General features: G+C 60.7%; 13 protein-coding genes and 1 pseudogene. 5 read left to right on the top strand and 9 right to left on the bottom strand.

Translation table 11 applies throughout. From position 1 onward, the window contains the following. The first annotated feature begins 231 nt into the window (after nucleotides 1-231). Both WN73_RS42290 and WN73_RS42295 read left to right on the top strand, forming a co-directional pair. Nucleotides 232-1,125: a hypothetical protein gene (locus WN73_RS42290; protein ID WP_028175577.1), complete on the top strand. Its 894-nt coding sequence runs from the start codon at nucleotides 232-234 to the stop codon at nucleotides 1,123-1,125. Between the two features lie 316 nt (nucleotides 1,126-1,441). Beyond that, the gene (locus WN73_RS42295; protein WP_271558190.1) at nucleotides 1,442-2,851 is read left to right on the top strand and encodes a DUF1254 domain-containing protein; all 1,410 of its coding nucleotides are present in this window, start codon (nucleotides 1,442-1,444) and stop codon (nucleotides 2,849-2,851) included. Nucleotides 2,852-2,979: 128 nt separating this feature from the next. Here the strand turns inward: WN73_RS42295 and WN73_RS42300 are convergent, their stop codons facing one another. The 9 genes from WN73_RS42300 to WN73_RS42340 form a co-directional block, all read right to left on the bottom strand. Further along, entirely contained in the window at nucleotides 2,980-5,391 is a 2,412-nt protein-coding gene (locus WN73_RS42300; protein ID WP_271558191.1) for a tetratricopeptide repeat protein, read from the bottom strand. Between the two features lie 34 nt (nucleotides 5,392-5,425). After that, entirely contained in the window at nucleotides 5,426-5,878 is a 453-nt protein-coding gene (locus WN73_RS42305) for a DUF2721 domain-containing protein (RefSeq protein ID WP_049832581.1), read from the bottom strand. Between the two features lie 259 nt (nucleotides 5,879-6,137). Next, nucleotides 6,138-8,816, bottom strand: coding sequence for an arylsulfatase (locus WN73_RS42310; RefSeq protein WP_271558192.1), 2,679 nt, complete (start codon nucleotides 8,814-8,816; stop codon nucleotides 6,138-6,140). A gap of 115 nt (nucleotides 8,817-8,931) precedes the next feature. Next, nucleotides 8,932-9,333 carry a hypothetical protein gene (locus tag WN73_RS42315; protein WP_271558194.1) on the bottom strand — a complete coding sequence of 134 codons (402 nt, stop codon included), beginning with the start codon at nucleotides 9,331-9,333 and terminating at the stop codon, nucleotides 8,932-8,934. A gap of 36 nt (nucleotides 9,334-9,369) precedes the next feature. Further along, nucleotides 9,370-10,875, bottom strand: a complete 1,506-nt coding sequence (locus tag WN73_RS42320) for a DUF1254 domain-containing protein (RefSeq protein ID WP_271558196.1) — start codon at nucleotides 10,873-10,875, stop codon at nucleotides 9,370-9,372. A gap of 45 nt (nucleotides 10,876-10,920) precedes the next feature. After that, nucleotides 10,921-13,380 (bottom strand): arylsulfatase, encoded by a 2,460-nt coding sequence (locus WN73_RS42325; protein ID WP_271558198.1) that lies wholly within the window; start codon nucleotides 13,378-13,380, stop codon nucleotides 10,921-10,923. A gap of 280 nt (nucleotides 13,381-13,660) precedes the next feature. After that, nucleotides 13,661-13,879 carry a hypothetical protein gene (locus WN73_RS42330; protein WP_161536004.1) on the bottom strand — a complete coding sequence of 73 codons (219 nt, stop codon included), beginning with the start codon at nucleotides 13,877-13,879 and terminating at the stop codon, nucleotides 13,661-13,663. 156 nt (nucleotides 13,880-14,035) lie between these two features. Then, nucleotides 14,036-14,353, bottom strand: coding sequence for a hypothetical protein (locus WN73_RS42335; protein ID WP_271558200.1), 318 nt, complete (start codon nucleotides 14,351-14,353; stop codon nucleotides 14,036-14,038). Between the two features lie 37 nt (nucleotides 14,354-14,390). Then, nucleotides 14,391-16,889, bottom strand: coding sequence for an arylsulfatase (locus WN73_RS42340; RefSeq protein ID WP_271558202.1), 2,499 nt, complete (start codon nucleotides 16,887-16,889; stop codon nucleotides 14,391-14,393). Nucleotides 16,890-17,621: 732 nt separating this feature from the next. On the opposite strand from WN73_RS42340, the gene WN73_RS42345 reads away from it, so the two are divergent. From WN73_RS42345 to WN73_RS42355, 3 genes and pseudogenes are all read left to right on the top strand, one after another. Continuing rightward, on the top strand, nucleotides 17,622-18,629 hold the full coding sequence (locus WN73_RS42345; RefSeq protein ID WP_271558454.1) for a SphA family protein: 1,008 nt from the start codon (nucleotides 17,622-17,624) through the stop codon (nucleotides 18,627-18,629). Nucleotides 18,630-18,648: 19 nt separating this feature from the next. Further along, nucleotides 18,649-19,263: pseudogene (locus tag WN73_RS42350) on the top strand (SphA family protein); the annotation flags it as partial. A gap of 213 nt (nucleotides 19,264-19,476) precedes the next feature. Further along, complete coding sequence (locus WN73_RS42355; protein WP_131234236.1) at nucleotides 19,477-19,701, top strand: hypothetical protein; 225 nt, start codon at nucleotides 19,477-19,479, stop codon at nucleotides 19,699-19,701. Nucleotides 19,702-20,216 lie beyond the last annotated feature (515 nt).

The following is a 20,216-nucleotide window of genomic DNA, read 5'->3' on the forward strand; positions in this document are numbered from 1 at the left end:
CGAGGCCGGCCTGGCCGGGGAACTGCTGCACGGCTCTGCGACACATTGCTGCTGCACGGGGTGTCGTTCGAGATGGCTTTCCACACCTTTCGCCGGGACGCGGTGTATGTCTAAGGGGAAAATCGCGATCCGAAGGTTGCAGACAGAGCGACGCAATTCGTGGCACGATATGTTGCAGCATCTGGCGGGCCTTGCGGGTAAGCAAGGTTTGCGTCGAACTCGGAGCGGTTGATGAGGTTTCGGTCCGTTCTGAAGGCCGCTCTCGGGCTCGCCCTGATCTGTCCGGCGGCAAGCGCGTTGGCCGCTGAGGCCGATGACGACAGCGACGGCGACAAGAAGCCGGCCGTGCCGACGATGTACCTCGATCTCAGAACCTATTACGCGCAAATCCCACAGGGATCCTTGGCGTTTGGCTTTGGTCATCCCTCCTTCTTCAATGCGGTGCCAACGCTCGCCGGATCGAACGGCGCTGCATTGTCGACCGGATTGCCGGCAGCAAAATCACTCAACGTCGATCTTCCGTTTACGATCGATGTCACCGATCGCGTCTCGCTCTACGCCGGCGTGTCCGGCAGTTCCACGCAGTTTGCGGGCAGCGGATGGTCTTCGTTTGACATCACCAGTTGGAATATCGGTTTCCAGGCCGACATCTACCAGCAGAATGGCGGGAATTTCCCGACCGTGACGCTGCAATCCACGATCACCCAATCCGTTCCAAACGGCTCACTGACCGCAACGTCTTTCAACAACATTCTCGAGTTCGATTATGCTCTGGACAAGGACGAGACTCGCGGCTTTCTCGTAGGCATCCAGCACACACGCGTTGATGTGGGCAGCGCAGCGGTGAGAGTTAATCCAAATACGATCGGTTATGTCGGCGGCTATTATCAATGGCCGAATAACTGGAAGTTTACGGGGCGCGTCGGGGTACAGTCGTTCGAAGGCGCCCAGCTTCTGAACCTCGCGCCGATCCAGTCGTTCACCCAGCCCATCGTGCGACTCGATCTGGACCGCATGGACGACAATGACAACCGACTGTTTGGCTTGACCGCCGAGATCATGTGGCTGCCGAAACCGGCGTACCAGCTCACGCTCAGGACGCCACTATACGCGGTGCGCAACTAGCCGAGCGGCAGAGTCTCGCTAGTCGGCTATTGCTTGAGCTGCTTGATGAGATCTTCAATCTCGCGATTGCCTGGGATCAAGCGCGAGAGTTGCTCGGCATAGCCCAAGGCAGAGGCGGAATCACCTTTTTCGCGGCTCAGCGCGAGTGCCGCAGATAGGGTGTCTCGATCATCCGGATGCGCTTGCAAGTTGGTACTTAGAACGGCAAGGGCGCGGACATTGTTCTGGTGCGATCGTTGACCTGCATCAAAATGTCGTGCTCTTCCACAACATATCCTGCCAACCTAGCGGTCGGTCTGTCAGGAAGGTTGCGATTATGAAATCCATAACACGCAGAACTTTTGCCTGCGGAATTGCTCTGCTCCCGTCTTTCCGTTCCGCGCTTGCGCGCGCACAAGCCGCGGTCAGTCCCACCGAAGCCCGCGCAATTGCCAAGGAAGCCTATGTCTACGGCTACCCAATGGTGGATAGCTATCGCATCCAGCATGCCTATTTCGTGGATGCCAAGAACCCCGAATATAAAGCGCCATGGAACGAGCTCCGTAACTTCTCTCGTGTCTTCACCCCGGAAGACAAGGCGGTGCAAACGCCCAACTCGGACACACCCTACTCTTTCCTCGGCATGGACTTGCGGGCCGAACCCATCGTGCTCACCGTTCCGGTGATCGAAGAGGAACGGTATTTCAGCATTCAGCTCATTGACGCCTATACTTTCAACTTCGACTACATCGGGAGTCGTAGCACCGGCAACAATGGCGGTAGCTTCCTCATCGCCGGACCTAATTGGCAAGGCTCAACCCCGAAGGGGGTGACGAAGGTTTTACGCGCCGAGACCGAATTTGCGCTGGCTGCGTACCGCACGCAACTTTTCAACCCTGGCGACATCGACAACGTGAAGAAGGTGCAGGCCGGCTACAAGGTGCAGACGCTTTCGGCTTTCCTTGGCGCGCCGGCGCCGAAGGCCGCCTCCGCGATCGATTTCATCAAACCGCTTACGTCCGACACCGAAAAGACCTCGCTTGAGTTTTTCAACATCGTCAACTTCCTCCTACAGTTCTGCCCCACGAACCCCTCCGAGAAGGAACTGATGGCGCGGTTCGCCAAGATTGGCGTTGAGGCTGGCAAGAACTTCAACGCAAGCAATCTCACGCCTGAACTGAAAACTGCCATTGAGCAGGGTATGGCTGATGCTTGGCAGGCATTGGCCCAACTGCAAAAGCGAATGGATGCTGGGGAAGTAACCAGCGCCGACACCTTCGGCAGCCGAGCATATTTGAAGAACAACTACCTTTACCGCATGGCGGCTGCCGTGGTGGGCATTTACGGTAACTCCAAGCAAGAAGCGATGTATCCGCTGTATCTCGTAGATGCGGACGGTCAGAAATTCGATGGGGCAAACCGTTACACCGTGCGCTTTGCACCGGGCCAGTTGCCGCCGGTAAATGCCTTCTGGTCACTTACGATGTACGAACTGCCGTCGAGCCTGCTCTCGGCCAATCCAATTAACCGCTACTTGCTCAACTCGCCGATGCTGTCACAGTTCAAGCGCGATGCGGACGGCGGAATTACCTTCTACATCCAAAACGAGGCTCCGGCAGCAGACAGGCAACCCAACTGGCTGCCCGCACCCAAGGGTGGCTTCTTTGTCGTTATGCGTCTCTACTGGCCGAAAGCTGAGGCGCTCGAAGGGAAGTGGAAACAGCCGCCGATGCAGCGAGCAGTTTAGTTTTCGTTCCTGCCGCCGAGGCATTGCAACGTCTGTTATTGGGCCCTTCCGCGACTTCCGGCGACGTCGAAAACGCCCTGGTTATGAGTGCACGGCTTAGCCGAGCCGCTGATCCTCATCGCCAGCCTCTATTGCTTGAGCTGCTTGATCAGATCTTCAATCTCGCGATTGCCGGGCATCAAGCGTGAGAGTTGCTCAGCGTAGCCCAAGGCAGATGCGGAATCCCCTTTTTCGCGGCTCAGCGCGAGGGCCGCAGAAACTGATTCACGATCGTTGGGATGCACTTGCAAGCTGGTCCGTAGAACGGCAAGGGCGTCATCGCGGCGGCCAGAGGAGTGTAGCCCCACGGCATAGACGTAAGCATAGCGCGGTTGACCGGGGTCCAGCTCCGCTGCTTGACGCAATTCACCGAGCGCCTCATCGGCGCGCTTTTCCCGCACGAGCACGAGGCCGAGCGCGTGGTGAAGTGAGGCATTTTGCCCGGACTTGGTCAGGGTCTGGCGAAGAATGCGTTCGCCATCGCTGTCGCGCCCAAGCTGCCGGTAGAGATCGGAAAGATTGATGGCGGCAGGCGGGAACGATGGATCAAGCCTGAGGGCCGCCCGATATTCGGCCTCGGCTTCGGCGGCACCGGCCTGTCTTGCAAGGAAGTTGCCGAGCGCAGCCCGGGCGTCCGGACGATCCGCATTCAATTTCTGCGCCGCCACGAATTCGGCAGCGGCTTGCGTGAACTTGTTGCGATCGGCGGCCGGCTGGCGCGATGGCGGAACGGAGGCAAGAAGCTCGGCGGCGCGGATGCGCACGCCGCGCACCGGATCGGTCAATTGCGCAGATGCGAGCGTCCAGAGCTGGTCGGCCGGAATGCCCTCCAGCGCATCGAGCGCGCCCAATCTCACGAGTGGATCGGGATCGGAGAGAGCGCGACGGATCAGATCGGCGTCGGGAGCGGGCAACTCGGCCAGCGCGCTGGCGCGGACTATCCCGGGAGCGTCATTCGCGACAACGGCCGAAAGGAGAGCCTGCGCGTCGGCCGCTTCGCTCCATGCCGCATGAAATGCCCGCGCATAGGCCTGAAAACCCAGGCGCTGCGGACCGAACCAGGTTTCGACCTGTTGCGCCGCCCATGCGGCGGGCTTGTCGCGATGGCAGTCGTTGCAGGCATTCGGTGTGCCAAGCCGCACCGACAAGTCGGGGCGGGGGATGCGGAAGCCGTGGTCGTGGCGGCGATCGACAACCATGTAGCGACGTTCCGGCATGTGGCAGGAGGCGCAACCTGGCGGCGGCGATACATTGGCATGCTGCCGGTGGGCGGCAGCTTCATACTTGGCCGGCGCATGGCATTGCGCACAGACGCCATCGCCGGGTGCTTTGAGTGCCGCACTGTGCGGATCATGGCAGTCGCTGCAGGTGACGCCCTTGGCGAACATCTTGCTCTGCTTGAACGAGGCGTAGTTGTAGGTCTCCTCGTCGTCGCGCATCTGGCCGTCGGCATGGAAGCGTTGCCGGTCGAGCAGCGACACCCGATGGGTTTCCGACAGGGACTTGCCCGGCATCCAGTCTTCGGAGAACTGTCCGCGTCGCGCGTGGCAGCGCCCGCAGGCCTCGACTTCCTTGCGCAGCGTTGCCGGAGGCGCGCTGCGCTTCGGAGTCATGGTTTCGGCATCGGCTGACCAGGTGATGCCCGAGCGTTCGTCGAACCGGACAAGCAGGCCCTTGTCCGGGCTGCGCGCTGCAGGCTTCTGGTGCGCCCATGCAACATGTCGCGAGCCTGCGCCATGACAGGCCTCGCAGCCGACGCTGATCTCGGAGAAGCTGGTCGCGAACCGGTCCTTCGCGGCGTCGTAATTCTTGTGCACGTTCGTCGAGTGGCACTCGGCGCACATGAAATTCCAGTTCTGATTGAGCCTGGTCCAGTGCAGGGGATCGCTGCTGGTGACGGCAGCATCCGGATAGAGATGGAACCAGCGCTGCCCGCCCTGATCTTTGGGGCGCGTGTCCCATGCAATCGACAGAGCCTGGATGCGCCCATCGGGGAATTCGATCAGATATTGCTGCAGGGGATCGACCCCGAAGGCGTATTTCACCTCGAACGTCGCAAGCTTGCCGTCCGGCCCGTCTGTCTCGATCAGAAATTTCCGGTCCTTGCGGAAGAAGCGCGAGCGCGTGCCGGCATATTCGAACGCGGCGTCGTTGAAGTCGCCGCGGACCGACGTGTCGGTCGCGTGATCCATGGCGTGGCGATGTTGCGAGCTTTGCCACAGCCGCGTCTCCGCCTGGTGGCAGCCGCTGCACGCCTGACTGCCGACAAAGCTCAGTTCTGCCTCGCGGGTCGGCGGAGACGAGATTTCGGACGTCTTGAACCAGGAAAGCCCGCTTGCGAGCAGAAAAAACAGCGCACCCGACCCGATTGCCAGCAGCGCGGCAGTTCGCAGGCGGAATGTCGGCGCGGGGCGTCGAGCGGGAGCCGAACGGCCTTGTTCAGGCCGGGCCTTCGTGGGGGCCTGCTGACGCCTGCGGCTCTTTCGAGAACCCTTCGTCACGTCCGATCACCCATCGCGTGCTGCGCAGGAAGATTTACATGCGAAGGTCGTTGTCGTGAAGGGCAATTCGGGTTTCGCGAGCGAGGTCGATGAGCGAGGCGCAGAACATCAGGAGCGCGGCCATGAACAGCATCGCAACGCCATATTCGTGGGCCACGTTGAACAGCGCACTGATGAAGGCAACGATGATGATGAGGGCGGTGAGGATCGCAGAGAGGATGGAGCAGAACAGCGACCTGTTCAAGAGCGACGCCCGGTGCCGCAGCCGGGGAATATCCGTCTTGAGGTAAGCCTTTGAGGCATCACCATCGGTGATGCCGTGAAGAAATTGGGCCCGGTCGACCACCCGGTTGATACGGGAAACGAGGACCGAGATGAAGGACGCGACGGCTCCCAGCAGGAAAGCCGGAGCCGCCACGTTGCCGATGATCCGTGCCAGCTGGTCGATCGAAGGCGTTACCGGTATTAACTGAACCACGTTCTCCATCTTCGCTCGATTCTCCAGCTTCCTCAGGTGTCGCGAATGCGCCGGATGGACGAGATATTGAGCGTGTCGTCCTTCAGCGCAGTCTTGGTCTGGCAGATCCGAACGCTGAGATTGAAGGACAGGTTTGGCGGGCAGGCAGCGCGGCACCTACTGCGGTTGCGATGAAATCGCGGCGACGAAGGGCAATCGCTCCCGGTTCGGGAGCGCCGTCGAGCTTCGACACGTCGGTGCCGCCCTGCCATACGCTGGACAGCAGCCATCACTCCATGCACTTCCGGACGAACTGCACGCGTTCCACAAGCCCAAGGCCTTTCGCCTGCTTGCGGCAGCCTTCCAGTTTGTCGATGCGCAGCTCGACCTTCTGAGCCAAATTGAGTCCGATGTCGCCCGAAACCTGTGGCGCGGTGCCACCGGTCGGGGCCGTCTCGGCATCGGCGGACGGACCGTCTCCGGCGGCCCGCGCCGCAGCCTGCAGGCGCTTGATGTCTTCGGGCGACAGCTTTGGCCGGTCGATGTTCAGCGTGATCTTGTTCAGCTTGCCGGTGAAGGTGAACGGCGTGCTGTAGTCGTTATCGTCGACCGGCGTGCCGGTATCGGAACCGATGTCGAGCGATTCGTCGAACTGCAGGATGAAGGGAAGCGTATGCTCCATCTTTTGGGTTGCGACCTCGGTGCCGTCAACCTTCAGCACCCCGGTGCCGCCCTTGCCGACGCCGCTGTAATCGCCGAACGCCATCGTCGCCGGACCGAGTCCATCATACCTGAAATCGAATTCAAGTATGTGCTTGCCGGGCGTGAGGTCCGGTCCTTCCCAGCGAACGCGCTTGAGATCGACCAAATTCCAGGTGAACACCGGCTTGTTCTTCAACACGTAGAAGCCGTAACCCGCGAACCGGCCGCCTTGGGTGATCAGCATGCCGTCGCTGCCGCCCTGAGGTATCTCGATCTCGACCTTGAAGTTGTAGGATGTATTGAGGACGCTCGGCGCGTCGCCGTTCGGAGTGCCGGTGATCGGCCTTGTCCAGACGAACTGCGAGCGGCCTGCGCTCAGGCTCGGCCGCGGTGCGAGGGCTCTGGCGACCAGCGTCGAGTCGAGCGGGAACACCTGGTACTTCGTTGCCTCCTTGACGAACAAATCCTGCAGTTCCTTGAGCTTCGCCGGGTTCTTTGCGGCGAGATCATCGGACTGGGTCCAGTCATTGCGCAGGTCGTAAAGCTCCCATTGGAAGTTCGCCGGGTCGACAGTCTTCGCGACCGTCACCCAGGGCGGCCGGATCACCGTGGTGCTGGCGATCCAGCCGTCGTCGTAGATGGCACGATCTGCCATCATCTCGAAATATTGCGTCTTGTGCGTCGTGGGCGCATTCGCGTTGGTCTTGTCGAAGGTGTACATCATGCTGACACCCTCGATCGGGCTCTGCTTGATGCCATCCACCATGTCGGGCTGCTTGATCTTCGCCGCTTCGAGAATGGTCGGAACAATGTCGATGACGTGGTGGAACTGGTTGCGAATCCCGCCCTTATCCGTGATCACCTTCGGCCATGAGATCGCCATGCCTTGGCGGGTCCCGCCGAAGTGCGACACGATCTGCTTGGTCCAGGAGAATGGCGTATCGAACGCCCAGGCCCAGCCGATCGACATGTGGTTGTAGGTACGGTCGGTGCCCCAGACGTCGTAGAAATACTTTAGCTGGTCCTCGACCGATGGATTGGCACCGTTGAACATTGCCATTTCGTTCGGAGTGCCATTGGGCTGACCCTCGGCGCTGGTGCCGTTGTCGCCCTCGATGTATATGATCAGCGTGTTGTCGAGCTTGCCCATGTCCTCGACTGCCTGGATCACGCGACCGATCTCGTTGTCGGCGTAGGCTGCATAGGCGGCGAACACATCGGCCTGGCGGACGAACAGCTTCTTCTCGTCGGCGCTGAGCTGATCCCATTCCTTGATCAGATCCTTCGGCCACGGAGTCAGCTTGGCATTCTGCGGGATCACGCCGAGCTTCTTCTGGTTGGCGAAGATGGTCTCTCGCAGCTTGTTCCAGCCATCGTCGAACAGATGCATGGCGCTGATCTTGTCGACCCATTCCTTGGTCGGGTGATGCGGCGCATGGGTCGCGCCCGGCGCAAATTTGATGAGGAAGGGCTGATCGGGCGACAGCGCGTTCATCCGGTTCATGTAGTCGATGGCTTCGTCGGCCATCGCCGTCATCAGGTTCCAGCCCGGCTTGTCGACAAAGGGATAGATCGGCGTTGTGTTGCGGACCAGCGTGCCCGACTGCCACTGGCTCGTGTCGCCGCCCATGAAGCCGTAGAAATATTCAAAGCCCATGCCGGTCGGCCATTGATCGAACGGTCCGGCCTGGCTCGCCTGATATTCCGGTGTGTTATGGTTCTTGCCGAACCACGCGGTGTGGTAGCCGTTGTCGGTGAGGATGCGGCCGATCGTGGCCTTATCTTTGGTGATGATGCTGTCATATCCGGGAAAGCCTGTGGCTTGCTCTGCGACCACCCCGAAGCCGGCCGAATGATGATTGCGCCCGGTGATCAGCGCGGCGCGGGTTGGCGAGCACAGTGCGGTCGAATGGAAATTGGTATAGCGCAGACCGTCCGCGGCGATGCGGTCGAGCGCCGGGGTCGGGATGACGCCGCCGAAGGTGCTCGGTACGCCATATCCTGCATCGTCCGTAATGATCAAAAGGACGTTCGGTGCGTTCCTGGGTGGCACAATACGCGCCGGCCAGTACGGCTTCGAATTCGTTGCCCCCTGTTCGATCTTGCCCCCAAACTTCTGCGGCGGCGGTGGAAGCTGGTCGCCGGGAATGGTGATGGTCGCAGCCGGGGAGCCCGGAGGCGGCGTGGTTGGCTGCGCTTGCTGTGCAAACGCCGGGGATATCGCCGATGCCAAAAATAGTACGGAAGCAATCGCACGAAAATTCATTGCAAGCCCTCCTGAGAGGCGCTCAAACGCGCGGATGCTGTCATTCTTCAGGATCATGCAGAGAGTGACGTTGATGCAGATCAACCCACGGCATCCTGAAGATCGGTTTCAGCCGCTATATCGAGAAGTCTTCTGCGCTCTCGCGATCTCTCTTGGCTAACCAGGCGTGACCGAGGAAGATCACAAGGATCGCGTGGAGCGCGATCGCCGGCCATAAGAGGATGCCAGTTAACTGGTGGCCGATCGCGAGGTAAAGGAGGTAGATTGCTGCCAGGACGTTGTAGGTCATCAGCGCGCGAACGGATGATGGCAGTGGGCCTACCGCGCCAGAAGGCCAGGTGGCGAGTGTCAGTCCGAGCAGAGCGATAGCCGTCAGCCGGCCGAGCGCGCTGCCGGCATCCGAAAATTCACTGCCGAATACCAGCCGGGCGAACCATGACGGTCGAGCGAACAGGACGAGACCGGTCGCCGCGGCCTCGATGGCCGCGGCGAGAACGGTCCATCTTGCGATCTCCATGCCTTTCAACATACCGATCTCTGCCGACGCCCGAACTCATCCCACGCGTCTGACTGGTGGAATCTTGTAGGTGCCATCGAGCAACGGCTTGCTCGGCTGGTACGCGCGGATGGTCAAGTTGAACGGAAGACTCGGCGGACAAGGCAGCCAGTTTGCTTCCTTGTCGGCGCCAGGCGTCGTGGCCTGGATGTAGATATCCAGCGAGCCGTCCGCGTTGTACTTGAGTGGCATTCCGGAAAGAATCCCGTAGCGGTCAATTGAGTTCCGTACGTAAAAATTCTCGCGATAGGGCGAGACGGACCAGACGCCGCTGGCCGAGGGCGGAAAGTCATCCTTGCCGAAATGCAGAACGTACCTGGCGGCACCATCCAGAACATTGCCATCGCCGTCCACGAATGCACTGGGATACACGGCATCATCGGAGGTCAACGCACCAAGTCCGAGCCAGGCGATCAGGGCGCGGGTGTTGTAGTCGGTGCCATATCTCCCGATATTCAGCATGTTGATCCAGCCGTTCACAGACGGCGCTTCGTAAGGTCCCTCCTGAAACTTCAGCCATACCTCGCCCGGTGCGCCGTTCAGGCCCTTGATGATGGCGCGATCCAGCTTGCTGGTGTCGAACTCCTTGCCAGGTTCGATGCCGATCTTCTTGAGTTTCTCGAGCATCTTGGTGTCGGCCGGATAGGGCGGGTTGTCCTTCAACAGCGTCGCCAGACGCTTGAAAAACATCTCCCCCGTCATCAATCGCACCTGATCGTACGGAGTTGTGGTGAGGTCCACGGCAGGATCGATCGGAACGTCGCTGGGCGGCATATACGGCTTGCCCCATGCGCTGAGCGGCGTGATTAGAAGCTGATCCTGCAGGGCATGGATTTCCGGAAAGTCCTGCGGGCCCGCGGCCGACATCTGCACGAGCAACCATGCAAAGCGCGTCGGGCATCGGTAGACGTCCTTGATGTCCGACGGCGCGGTGCCGTTCCACTTGGGCCCGGCGACGAGGAACTTGCCTGCGCCCGTGCCGGTGGTGCGGCTGCCGATCGAGCCAAAATCGTCGGTCCACATATTCATCAACTGCAGGACGATGTAACGCCCCTTCGTGTCGGGGTGCGAGGCAACAAGCGGCTCCTTGTCGAGATCAAGAACGGCGAACAACCACACCGAGTTGACGCTGATCCGCACGACATCCTTGAAATCCGGGCTGACGTAGCCCTTCATCCGACCGAATTGGTTGATGGGTGCCTTGTATTCTCCCGACTTTGATGTCGCCGTGATCACGCCATTTGTCACGTCCATCATGACCAGCGGGAAGCCATAGACGTAGCACTCCATACCAAGCAGGTACGCGATCTCCTCTTTCACATCATCTTTCAGGTCCTTAAGGTCTCCCAGCTCTCCCTTCAGAAATTGGCCTAGTTCTTCCGCTCGAGTCTGCGCGGTGCTCGATCCTGGCAGCGTGGCGGCCGCGCCCAGCGCCAGAGCGCCCAGACCCAGATCACGGCGGTGGATCCTGAACGAATTCATCCACTGATTGGCGATGTTCATGGCGATCTCCTGTGCCTTGAGTTCAATCGCGGGTTCAATGCAGTGCTAGTTCTTGCCTGTCGTTTGTGACTTCGGCTCAGGTTCGAGCTTGAAGGTCAGTTTGTTGATCTTGCCGGTGAACTTGAACGGAGTGTCGTAGCGATACTCCACGAGGGCCACTCCCGTGCGGGTGTCCTGGCCGACATCGAAGGTCTCATCCTCGGGGAACGTGACAGGTATGGTGTGCTCCAGGGAATTCCTGGCTACTTCCTTGCCGTCCACCGAGAGCACGCCCGTGCCACCTTTGCCCAGGCCCGGTTCATCGGGCTTGAAGTCGAAGGCGATGGTGTGCTTGCCGGCGCTCAGCTCGGGACCCTCCCACGTCGTGCGCTTGAGGTCGAGCAGGTTATAGAGGAACACCACCTTGCCTCGGCCGACGCCAAACTCGCCTTTGCTCAGGAACAGGCCGTAGCCTCCGAAGCGGCCGCCATGGGTGACGATCATCCCCTCAGCTCCGCCTTCGGGAATGTCCACTTCAGCGGTGATGCTGTAGCTCTTGTTCAGGATGTCGGGCGCCGCACTGGCGGGTGTGCCGATCAGTTCGCCCGAATACGTGAAGACCGTTCGTCCGGCCGTGAGACTCGGGCGCGGCGTGTTCCAGCGCGCCAGCGTCGAGTTGTCGAGCGGCAGCACGTTGTATTTCTTCGCCTCGGCGTAGAAGAGATCCTGCAGTTGCCTGAGCTTGTCCGGCATCTTCGCCGCGAGGTCGTTGAACTGCGTGGGATCTTCCTGAACGTTGTAGAGCTCCCAGTTGTAGCCGGTGATCACGTCCGGCGGCGTCTTGGTGCTCAGCTCCCAGGGGAGCGTCGCAGGCGTCGTGGCCGCCACCCACCCGTCCTGATAGATGGCGCGATTGCCGAGCATCTCGAAATATTGCGTGGTGTGGCGCGACGCTGTGTTGGCGTTCGCCTTGTCCCACGTGTACGTCATGCCGACGCCTTCGATGGGAATCTGCTTGATCCCGTTGATCGTGTCGGGTTGCGAAATGCCGGTCGCTTCGAGAATGGTCGGCACGATGTCAATCACGTGGTGGAACTGGCGGCGGATGCCGCCGACGTCCGTGATGTGGCCCGGCCAGGACATGGCCACGCCCTGGGCCGTCCCGCCGAAGTGTGATGGCACCTGCTTCACCCACTTGAAGGGTGTATCCATCGTCCACGCCCAGCCGGCCGCGAAATGCGGGAAGGTCCGCTCCGATCCCCAGAACGGATACCAGAGCAACTGATCCTTCACCGGCACGGGAACGCCATTGAAGGTGGTGAACTCGTTCGGTGTGCCGTTGAGCATGCCTTCGGCGCTCGCACCGTTGTCGCCGCCGATGTAGATGATCAGGGTGTTGTTTAGCTCTCCTAAGTCTTCGACCGCCTGGATGACCCGTCCGATCTCATGGTCGGCGTAGGCGAGATAGGCGCCATAAACATCCGCCTGCTTGATGAAGAGCTTCTTTTCGTCCCAGCTCAGCGAGTCCCACTCCGGCAGGTCCTTCGGCCACGGGGTGAGCTTGGCGTTCTCGGGCATGATGCCGAGCCGCTTCTGGTTGGCGAAGATCTTCTCGCGTACCTTGTTCCAGCCCTCGTCGAAGAGGTGCATGTCGCTGATCTTCTTGACCCACTCGGGCGTGGGGTGATGCGGCGCATGTGTGGCGCCCGGCACGTAATAGACGAAGAACGGCTTGTCCGGCGCGACCTCCTTGAGCTGCTTCATGTGCTGAATGGCCTCGTCGGCCATCGCGGTTTCCAGATTCCAGCCGGGATTGCCCTGGAAGGGATAGATCGCCGTCGTGTTGCGGAAGAGATTCGGCTGCCACTGGCTCGCATCGCCGCCGACGAAGCCGTAGAAATAATCGAAGCCCATTCCGTTCGGCCATTGGTCGAACGGCCCGGCCTGGCTCGACTGATAGGACGGCGTGTTGTGATCCTTGCCGAACCACGAAGTCGCGTAGCCGTTCGCCTTCAGAATGGTGCCGATCGTGCCTTTCTCGATCGGGATGATCGAGTCGTAACCCGGGAAACCCGTTGCGATTTCGCCGACCACCCCATAGCCGACCGAGTGATGGTTGCGTCCGGTGATCAACGCTGCGCGGGTCGGCGAGCATAGCGACGTCGAATGGAAGTTCGGGTAGCGCAAGCCGGCCTTTGCGATCCGGTCCATGCTGGGCGTCGGGATGATGCCGCCGAAGGTGCTCGGTGCGCCAAAACCCTGGTCATCCGTCATGATCACTAGCACGTTCGGCGCGCCCTTGGGCGGCACGACGCGCGGCGGCCACCATGGCGTCGACTCGGATGCCTTGTCCTTGATGACCCCACCGAACTTCGGATCGGGAGGCGGGAGCTGGTTGCCGGGAATGGTGATCGTCGCGGCCGGGGAGCCCGGAGGCGGCGTGGTCGGTTGTGCTTGCTGCGCAAATGCAGGGGCGGATATCGCCGATGTCAAAAATAGTATGGAAACAATCGCACGAAAATTCATTGCATGCCCTCCTGAGAGGTGCGCAAAACGCGCGGATGTCGTCATCCTTCAGGATCATGCAGAGAGTGACGTTGATGCAGATCAACCCACCGGGGGCGACGCCGAGGGGCAGCGTCGGTCGCCCGGCTATCCTAACCAGCAGGGCACGCTCATCTTTTGTATGGGTTTACCGGTGCCACGCGGGTCAAGCATCTGCAACACGCCAGCACGTTGGAGAGCAGAACGCGCTCACACTCGCCATCGTGTACCGGACGGGCCGAACGACGGACCTTGAGCGAAATCAACGGGACGAAATTTCAGGGTCGCACACTTCCAAGGGCAAGCTTTCCTGACCTTCACCCCGGATCGACAGCGACCCGCTATGCGCGTCCACAAGCTCAATCATCCCGTCGCCGGTGCCGTGCTCGCGATCACCTTGGTTGCAGCAATTTCGTTGGCGTCCTGGCAGAAGCTTCCTGCGAAGCACCGGCTTGCAATCAAGAGCGATCGTCTCGAGCAAATCGATCCTCGTGACCCGGGGCTCGGTTGTGCGCAAGCCGTGTGGCCCTATGGATGTGGTTGGCAACTGCCTCCGGAAAGACGAGAGACGAAAAGGCACTTCCCAAAACGGCGGCAGGGATTGCTTTGGTTTTTCTCATGACCAGGCGCGAGGTGTTCACCGCAGCGGCTCGACCTTTGCAGCCATGTCGGGCGCACGGTTGACCCTGTAGGTCGCGTTGCCACACTTCAGCACCCACACGGCGTGGTCGGGCTTTGATCGTTGTCGATCCCTGACTGCACCGAGTGGCTTGTCACAGGCAAAGCCTTGCATGCGTATCTGCGCCGCGAGCATGCTCTGCGGCGTTTCCTGAGCGGCTTGGGCGGGCCCTGTCGTCAGTCCGCCCATCGTGCTTGCCAGCACCAGTACACCAAGCGTCCTGTAAACGTTACCCTCCTGCTGTGACCGGGGACCTGCCTTCGCGAGCTTTGGCATGAATCATGTGGCCGGAACCTTCCGTTCGCCAACGAACCTACTGCTTGTCTCGCATTGTCTTCGCGACCGTCTCCTTTTCCGCGGGCGACATCTCGTTCGGCCCGAGCTTCACCGTCAGCTTGTTGAGCTTGCCGGTGAAGCGGAATGGCACCTGATAGTCCTGGTCATCCACCGACGTGCCGGTATCGAGGCCGACGTTGAAGGTCTCATCCCACATCAGGGTTATGGGAAGACTGCGCGGCATCGGATGGCTGTCCACCACCTTGCCGTCCACCTTCAAGGTGCTGGTGCCGCCCTTGCCCAGGCCCGGTCCGTCATATTTCCAGTCGAACTCCAGCGTGTGCTTGCCCGGAGCGAGCGTCTCCTTGGCCTGCCACTTGACGCGCTCCAGGGCGACCAGATTCCAGGTAAACACCGGCTGGCCCTTCAGCAGGTAGAAGCCGTAGCCGGCGAACCGGCCGCCGTCGGTCATCAGCATGCCGTCGCCGCCGCCTTGGGGAACGTCGACCTCGGCGGTGACCGTGTACGACCGGTTCAGCAGGCTCGGCGCGGAGCCTGTTTCCGGGAACGGCACGTTGCTCAGCTCACCCGAATAGGTGAACTGGGTCCGGCCCGGAGCGTAGCTCGGCTTGTGCGAAATGAACCTGGTCAAACGCGTGTCGTCGAGCGGGAACACCTGGTACTTCGCAGCTTCCATGGTGAACAATTGCTGCATGTCGCGCAGCTTGTCCGGCATCTTGGCGGCGAGGTCGTTCGACTGCGTCCAGTCTTCGTTGATATTGTAGAGCTCCCAACGGTAGGCGTTCATGACGTCCGAGGGCGGCTCCGCCAAACTGAGGTCCCAAGGCGGGCTCAGCGGAGGCGTCGAGGCCATCCAGCCATCCTGATAAACGGCCCGCTTGCCGAACATTTCGAAGTACTGCGTCGTCCTCCGGCTGGGCGCGCTGCCACCTTCCCAGGTGTAGGCCATGCTCACGCCTTCGATCGGCTTCTGGGCGATGCCGTTGACCGTCACCGGCTCGGGGACGCCAACCGCCTCGAGGATTGTCGGCACGACGTCGATTACATGGTGGAATTGGTGACGGATGCCGCCAGCGTCCTTGATCCGCGCCGGCCAGGCCATGGCCATGCCGTTGCGGGTGCCGCCGAAATACGACGCGATCTGCTTGGTCCATTTGAAGGGCGTATCCCAGGCCCACGCCCAGCCCACCGCGTAGTGCGGGTAGGTCTGGTCGGAGCCCCAGGCGTCATAGAACTTCATGTTCATTTCGACCGTCGGGTGCACGGCGTTGGCAACCGCGAACTCGTTGTAAAGACCATGGAGCGTGCCCTCCGGGCTCGCGCCGTTGTCACCGCTGACGTAGATGACGAGCGTGTTGTCGAGCTTGCCGGTGTCCGCGATGGCCTGGATGACACGACCAATCTCGTAGTCGGTGTAAGCTAGATACGCAGCATAGACGTCGGCTTGCCGGGTGTAGAGCTTCTTCGCCTCGGGCGAAAGCGTATCCCACTTCGGGATGCTGTCCGGCCAGGCCGTTAGCTGCGCGTTCTGCGGAATCACACCCAGTCGTTTCTGGTTAGCGAAGATCTGTTCACGCAGGTCGTTCCAACCCTTGTCGAACAGATGCAAATCGCTGATCTTCTTGATCCACTCGGGCGTCGGATGGTGAGGCGAGTGCGTGCCGCCGGGCGCGTAGTAGATCATGAAGGGACGGTCGGGCTGGACGTCGTTCAGCATCTTGATGCGCCCGATCGCCTCATCGGCCATCGCGGTGATCAGATTCCAGCCGGGATTTCCCTGGAAGGGTTGGATCGGAGTGGTGTTGCGGAAGAGATTGTTCGGCTGCCATTGGCTCGTGTCATCGCCTGGGAAGCCATAAAAGTAGTCGAAGCCCTTGATGGGTCCGGTCGGCCAGTTGTGGAAGGGGCCAGCCTGGCTCGCCTCCCACTGCGGCAGGTTGTGGTCCTTGCCGTACCACGAGGTGTCGTAGCCGTGCTGCCGAAGGATCTCGCCGATGGCGACGGCATCGCGCGGGATGATGCTGTTGTAGCCGGGGTAGCCGGTCGCCTGATCGACGACGACGCCAGTACCCACCGAGTGATGGTTGCGGCCGGTGAGCAGCGCCGCGCGCGTTGGCGAGCACAGTGCCACGGTGTGGAACGCCGTGTAACGCAGACCCGTCTGGGCGATACGGTCCAGCGCCGGCGTCGGGATCACGCCGCCGAAGGTGCTTGGCGCGCTAAAGCCGACATCGTCCGTCATGATCAGCAGCACATTGGGCGCGCCCTTTGGCGGGACAATGCGCGCCGGCCAGTACGGCTTCGATTGCACGGCGTTGGGATTGATCTCGCCCCTGAACGGCTGCGGCGGATTCGGCAGATACCTGCCGTCGATCGTGGTCGTCGCCCCGGGCGAACCGGGAGTGCCAGTGGTTTGCTGGGCGTTGGCGTTGAGGGCTGTCAACGGCATCAGCAAGAGAGCAGCGAGCAGAAAGCGCGAACTAATTCGGCGATGCAGGTTCGAGGCGCTCATCATTGGCTAACTCCCGAAAACCGAACTGATCTGACTTGGCTGGAGGCCGAAATCTTCTCTCCTGGTCGGCGGTACGTAGCCCCTACGTGAACCTCGGGGCAGTTTCCGTCTTAATCTGATCAAGACGGATCGCGCGCGAGCGGTGCTTTGAGCAGCTCGTGGCGTTATGTTTGCGGTGCAAATGCTGGAGGCGTGACGGTGAAGGCAGCGATCAGCGCAATAAGTATCTTGCGAGTATCCATTGCAATATACTCCGAACACGCGCGAACACTCTACTTCGGATCGCATCCGGCTGTCGAGCGCTGACCCAACTCGATGACACCCGAACGATGCCGGAGACATGAGCGACACAAACGGCTGAGGTTTGCTCGCTTATCATCCCGCACGAGTGCGTGACGAATGTCACAGCGACTTAACCAAGAGCGTTCGATGTGGCCGCCGCCTCTGGCAGGGGCACTATCTTGCAGTCTTCTTGCTACACACGGGCGCTGCTTGCCTAGATATGGATACCTCCGGTCAACGATGCTGTCGGTAATCCTACGGGCCAGCGGCGATGCTGAGTGCCTTTAGCGCAACATGTTGAGCCGAATCTGACGAAGTCGTTACCTTGGAGCAAGACATTGAATCGCCGATCGATACACTGTCATTCGTCGGCGGGAGGACGAGCGGATGAAGCGGTACCTATCCGAGCCAAAGTCTCATTGTCGGCTTATTCGCGCAACGATCGGTCTGGCTATGGCATTGGCCGGAGTCTCGTCCGACCCAGCATATGCCGACGAGGATGGCGTTTCATACTGGCTTCCGGGGCGCTTCAGCAGCCTCGCGGCAGTCCCTGCGGTCCCCGGCTGGTCGATGGCCGAGGTCTATTATCACACCAGCGTGTCGGCCTTCGGTAACGCAGCCGCGGCAAGAGAAATCCGCGTCGGCCGGATCCCCGCTAACGTCAATGTCGATTTGAATCTGCGTTTAAACGCGCAGGCGGACCTTGTCCTGCTCAACCCGACCTACACGTTCGCCACGCCGGTACTTGGCGGACAATTGGCAATCGGCATCACCGGCTTGTTTGGCCGATCCGCCGCAACCCTCGACGGAACGCTGACAACAGCGGTCGGGCCCTTTGTGACGACCCGCACGGGGACCCTCTCTGATTCAATCACCTCGGTGGGCGATCTGTATCCGCAAGCAACGCTGAAGTGGAACGCCGGCGTCCACAATTTCATGACCTATTTGACCGGCGACATTCCTGTTGGCGCCTACTCTCCAACCCGTCTTGCTAACCTCGGCATCGGACACGGCGCGATCGACGGCGGCGGCGGCTACACCTATTTCAATGAGAAGGCGGGGCACGAATTTTCCGCAGTCGCCGGGTTCACCTACAATTTCAAGAATCCTGACACGCAATATCGGAATGGCGTCGATTTCCACATCGATTGGGGTGCTTCGCAGTTTCTCTCGAAGCAGCTCTTCGTCGGGCTGGTCGGCTACTACTATCAACAGGTCACGGACGATTTTGGTCAGCCCCCGATCCTTGGGGGTTTTCGGTCGCGCGTGGTGGGAGTCGGTCCTCAGATCGGATACCTGTTTCCGGTCGGTGACCTGCAGGGATATTTGAACCTGAAAGGGTACGGCGAGTTTGCCGCAGAAAATCGGCCAGCCGGCTGGAATACGTGGCTGACTTTCTCGCTGTCGCCAATGGCGCCGACCAGCACGGTCGCGCCGACGCGAAGGATCGTGACGAAGTAAACGCGGCCTACGTTCGTCATCGCGCTTCGATTCTCTCAGCGATTCAGTGACGGGCTTTGGCGACCTGATCCCCCAGTTCGCACTGCGCTGGAATGCGGGCGTCAACAACTATATGACCTACGTCATGGGTGACATCCCGGTCGGCGCGTACCAGTCCGCGCGCCTCGCCAATATCGGGCTCGGACATGGGACGATCGATGCAGGCGGTGGCTACACCGATTTCAATCCGCAGACCGGCCATGAACTCTCTGGCGTGCTCGGCTTCACCTACAATTTCAAGAACACTGACACGCAGTATCAATGCGGCGTCGGCATGTACTTCGACTGGGGCGCCTCTCAAATCCTGACCAAGCCAATCCAGATCGGTCTGGTGGGCTACGTCTATAAGCAGCTCGGTTGCGATAGCGGCTCCGGCGATCGCCTCGGCTGCTTCCGCTCGCAGGTCGCGAGCGTCGGCCGGCAAGTCGGGTTCATCTTTCCGGTTGGCGACATGCAGGGCTATCTGAACCTGAAGGCCTACAAGGAATTTGCCGCGGAAAACCGGCCCGACGGCTGGAATGCCTGGGTGACGTTTGTCATCTCGCCGGCAGCGCCTGCGCCGACCGCGCCACCGAAGCGGATGACTACAAAGTAGTACCCACATCGCGCTGACGATCTCTCTGGAGACCAGCGGCAACACCTGTTGCGCGCATCATCAAGGCTGACGCCCATGGGCGGTCGGCCTTTGCTTCCCATTCAAGAGCGCGAGTCGTTTGAGATGGATCAAACCGATTGATCGCGGCTCATCGATTATTGACAACTAGGAAAAAAGGGCATCCGGGCGTGTACTGCTTCGAGGAGGCAGGCCATGGCGCAACAAGTACTGGGTGGGACTGCCGAAAACCTCGGCCTTGAGGGCCGCGACGTCGGCGAAGCAAAGTCGACTTTCGATCGCCTGTTGAGAGCTTATTTCGCAAGGCTGGTCGGAGAGTTTCCGGCGCTGAGCGACGTCAGCCACGAGCCTCCCCCTGGTCGACGAAATCGCCACTCCCCCTCGAACGAGCCGCACGTAGCGCGCGACGGAGTGGCGTAGCTCTCGCGCCCTGCGCAATGCGGGAACGCCGACGTGAGCTTGATCTGGATCAAGGCCGGTCCCGTAACGTCGTGCCCCGTTATGCCCGACGTTCGCCGAGTGCCGGAGAGTTCACATGTCTCTTGCTGCATCACGTGCCCGCACCGTGTTTCGTCCGTCGCAATCGCGGGCACAGCACTCGCTCCGGCGACTATCCCCATCCGCCTTGTTACCGAACGACGGGCCGTTTGACCGGCGCGGTCGGTTTACCGCCTGCGCCCGGCCAGCAAAGGAGCGCTGATCCCATGAAGAAGACGTGCTTGCTTACCGTCCTTTGCGGGCTTGAGGTTGTCCTGGTCACGGCCGCCCTCGCCAAGGCGCCGCACGCAAAGATCGCGGCGGCCGCCGATGTTCGCCGGCCTGCTCCTCCGGCGGTTAGCTGCGGGAACGGCTTCATCTGCAGGCAAGACCTCTTCGATCGCAACAACCGGAGCAACCTGCGATCCGATTGGCCCGGTCCCCCGGCTCAACCGGGG

The organism is Bradyrhizobium sp. CCBAU 45394 (assembly GCF_028128655.1).
Taxonomy (GTDB): Bacteria; Pseudomonadota; Alphaproteobacteria; order Rhizobiales; family Xanthobacteraceae; genus Bradyrhizobium; species Bradyrhizobium diazoefficiens.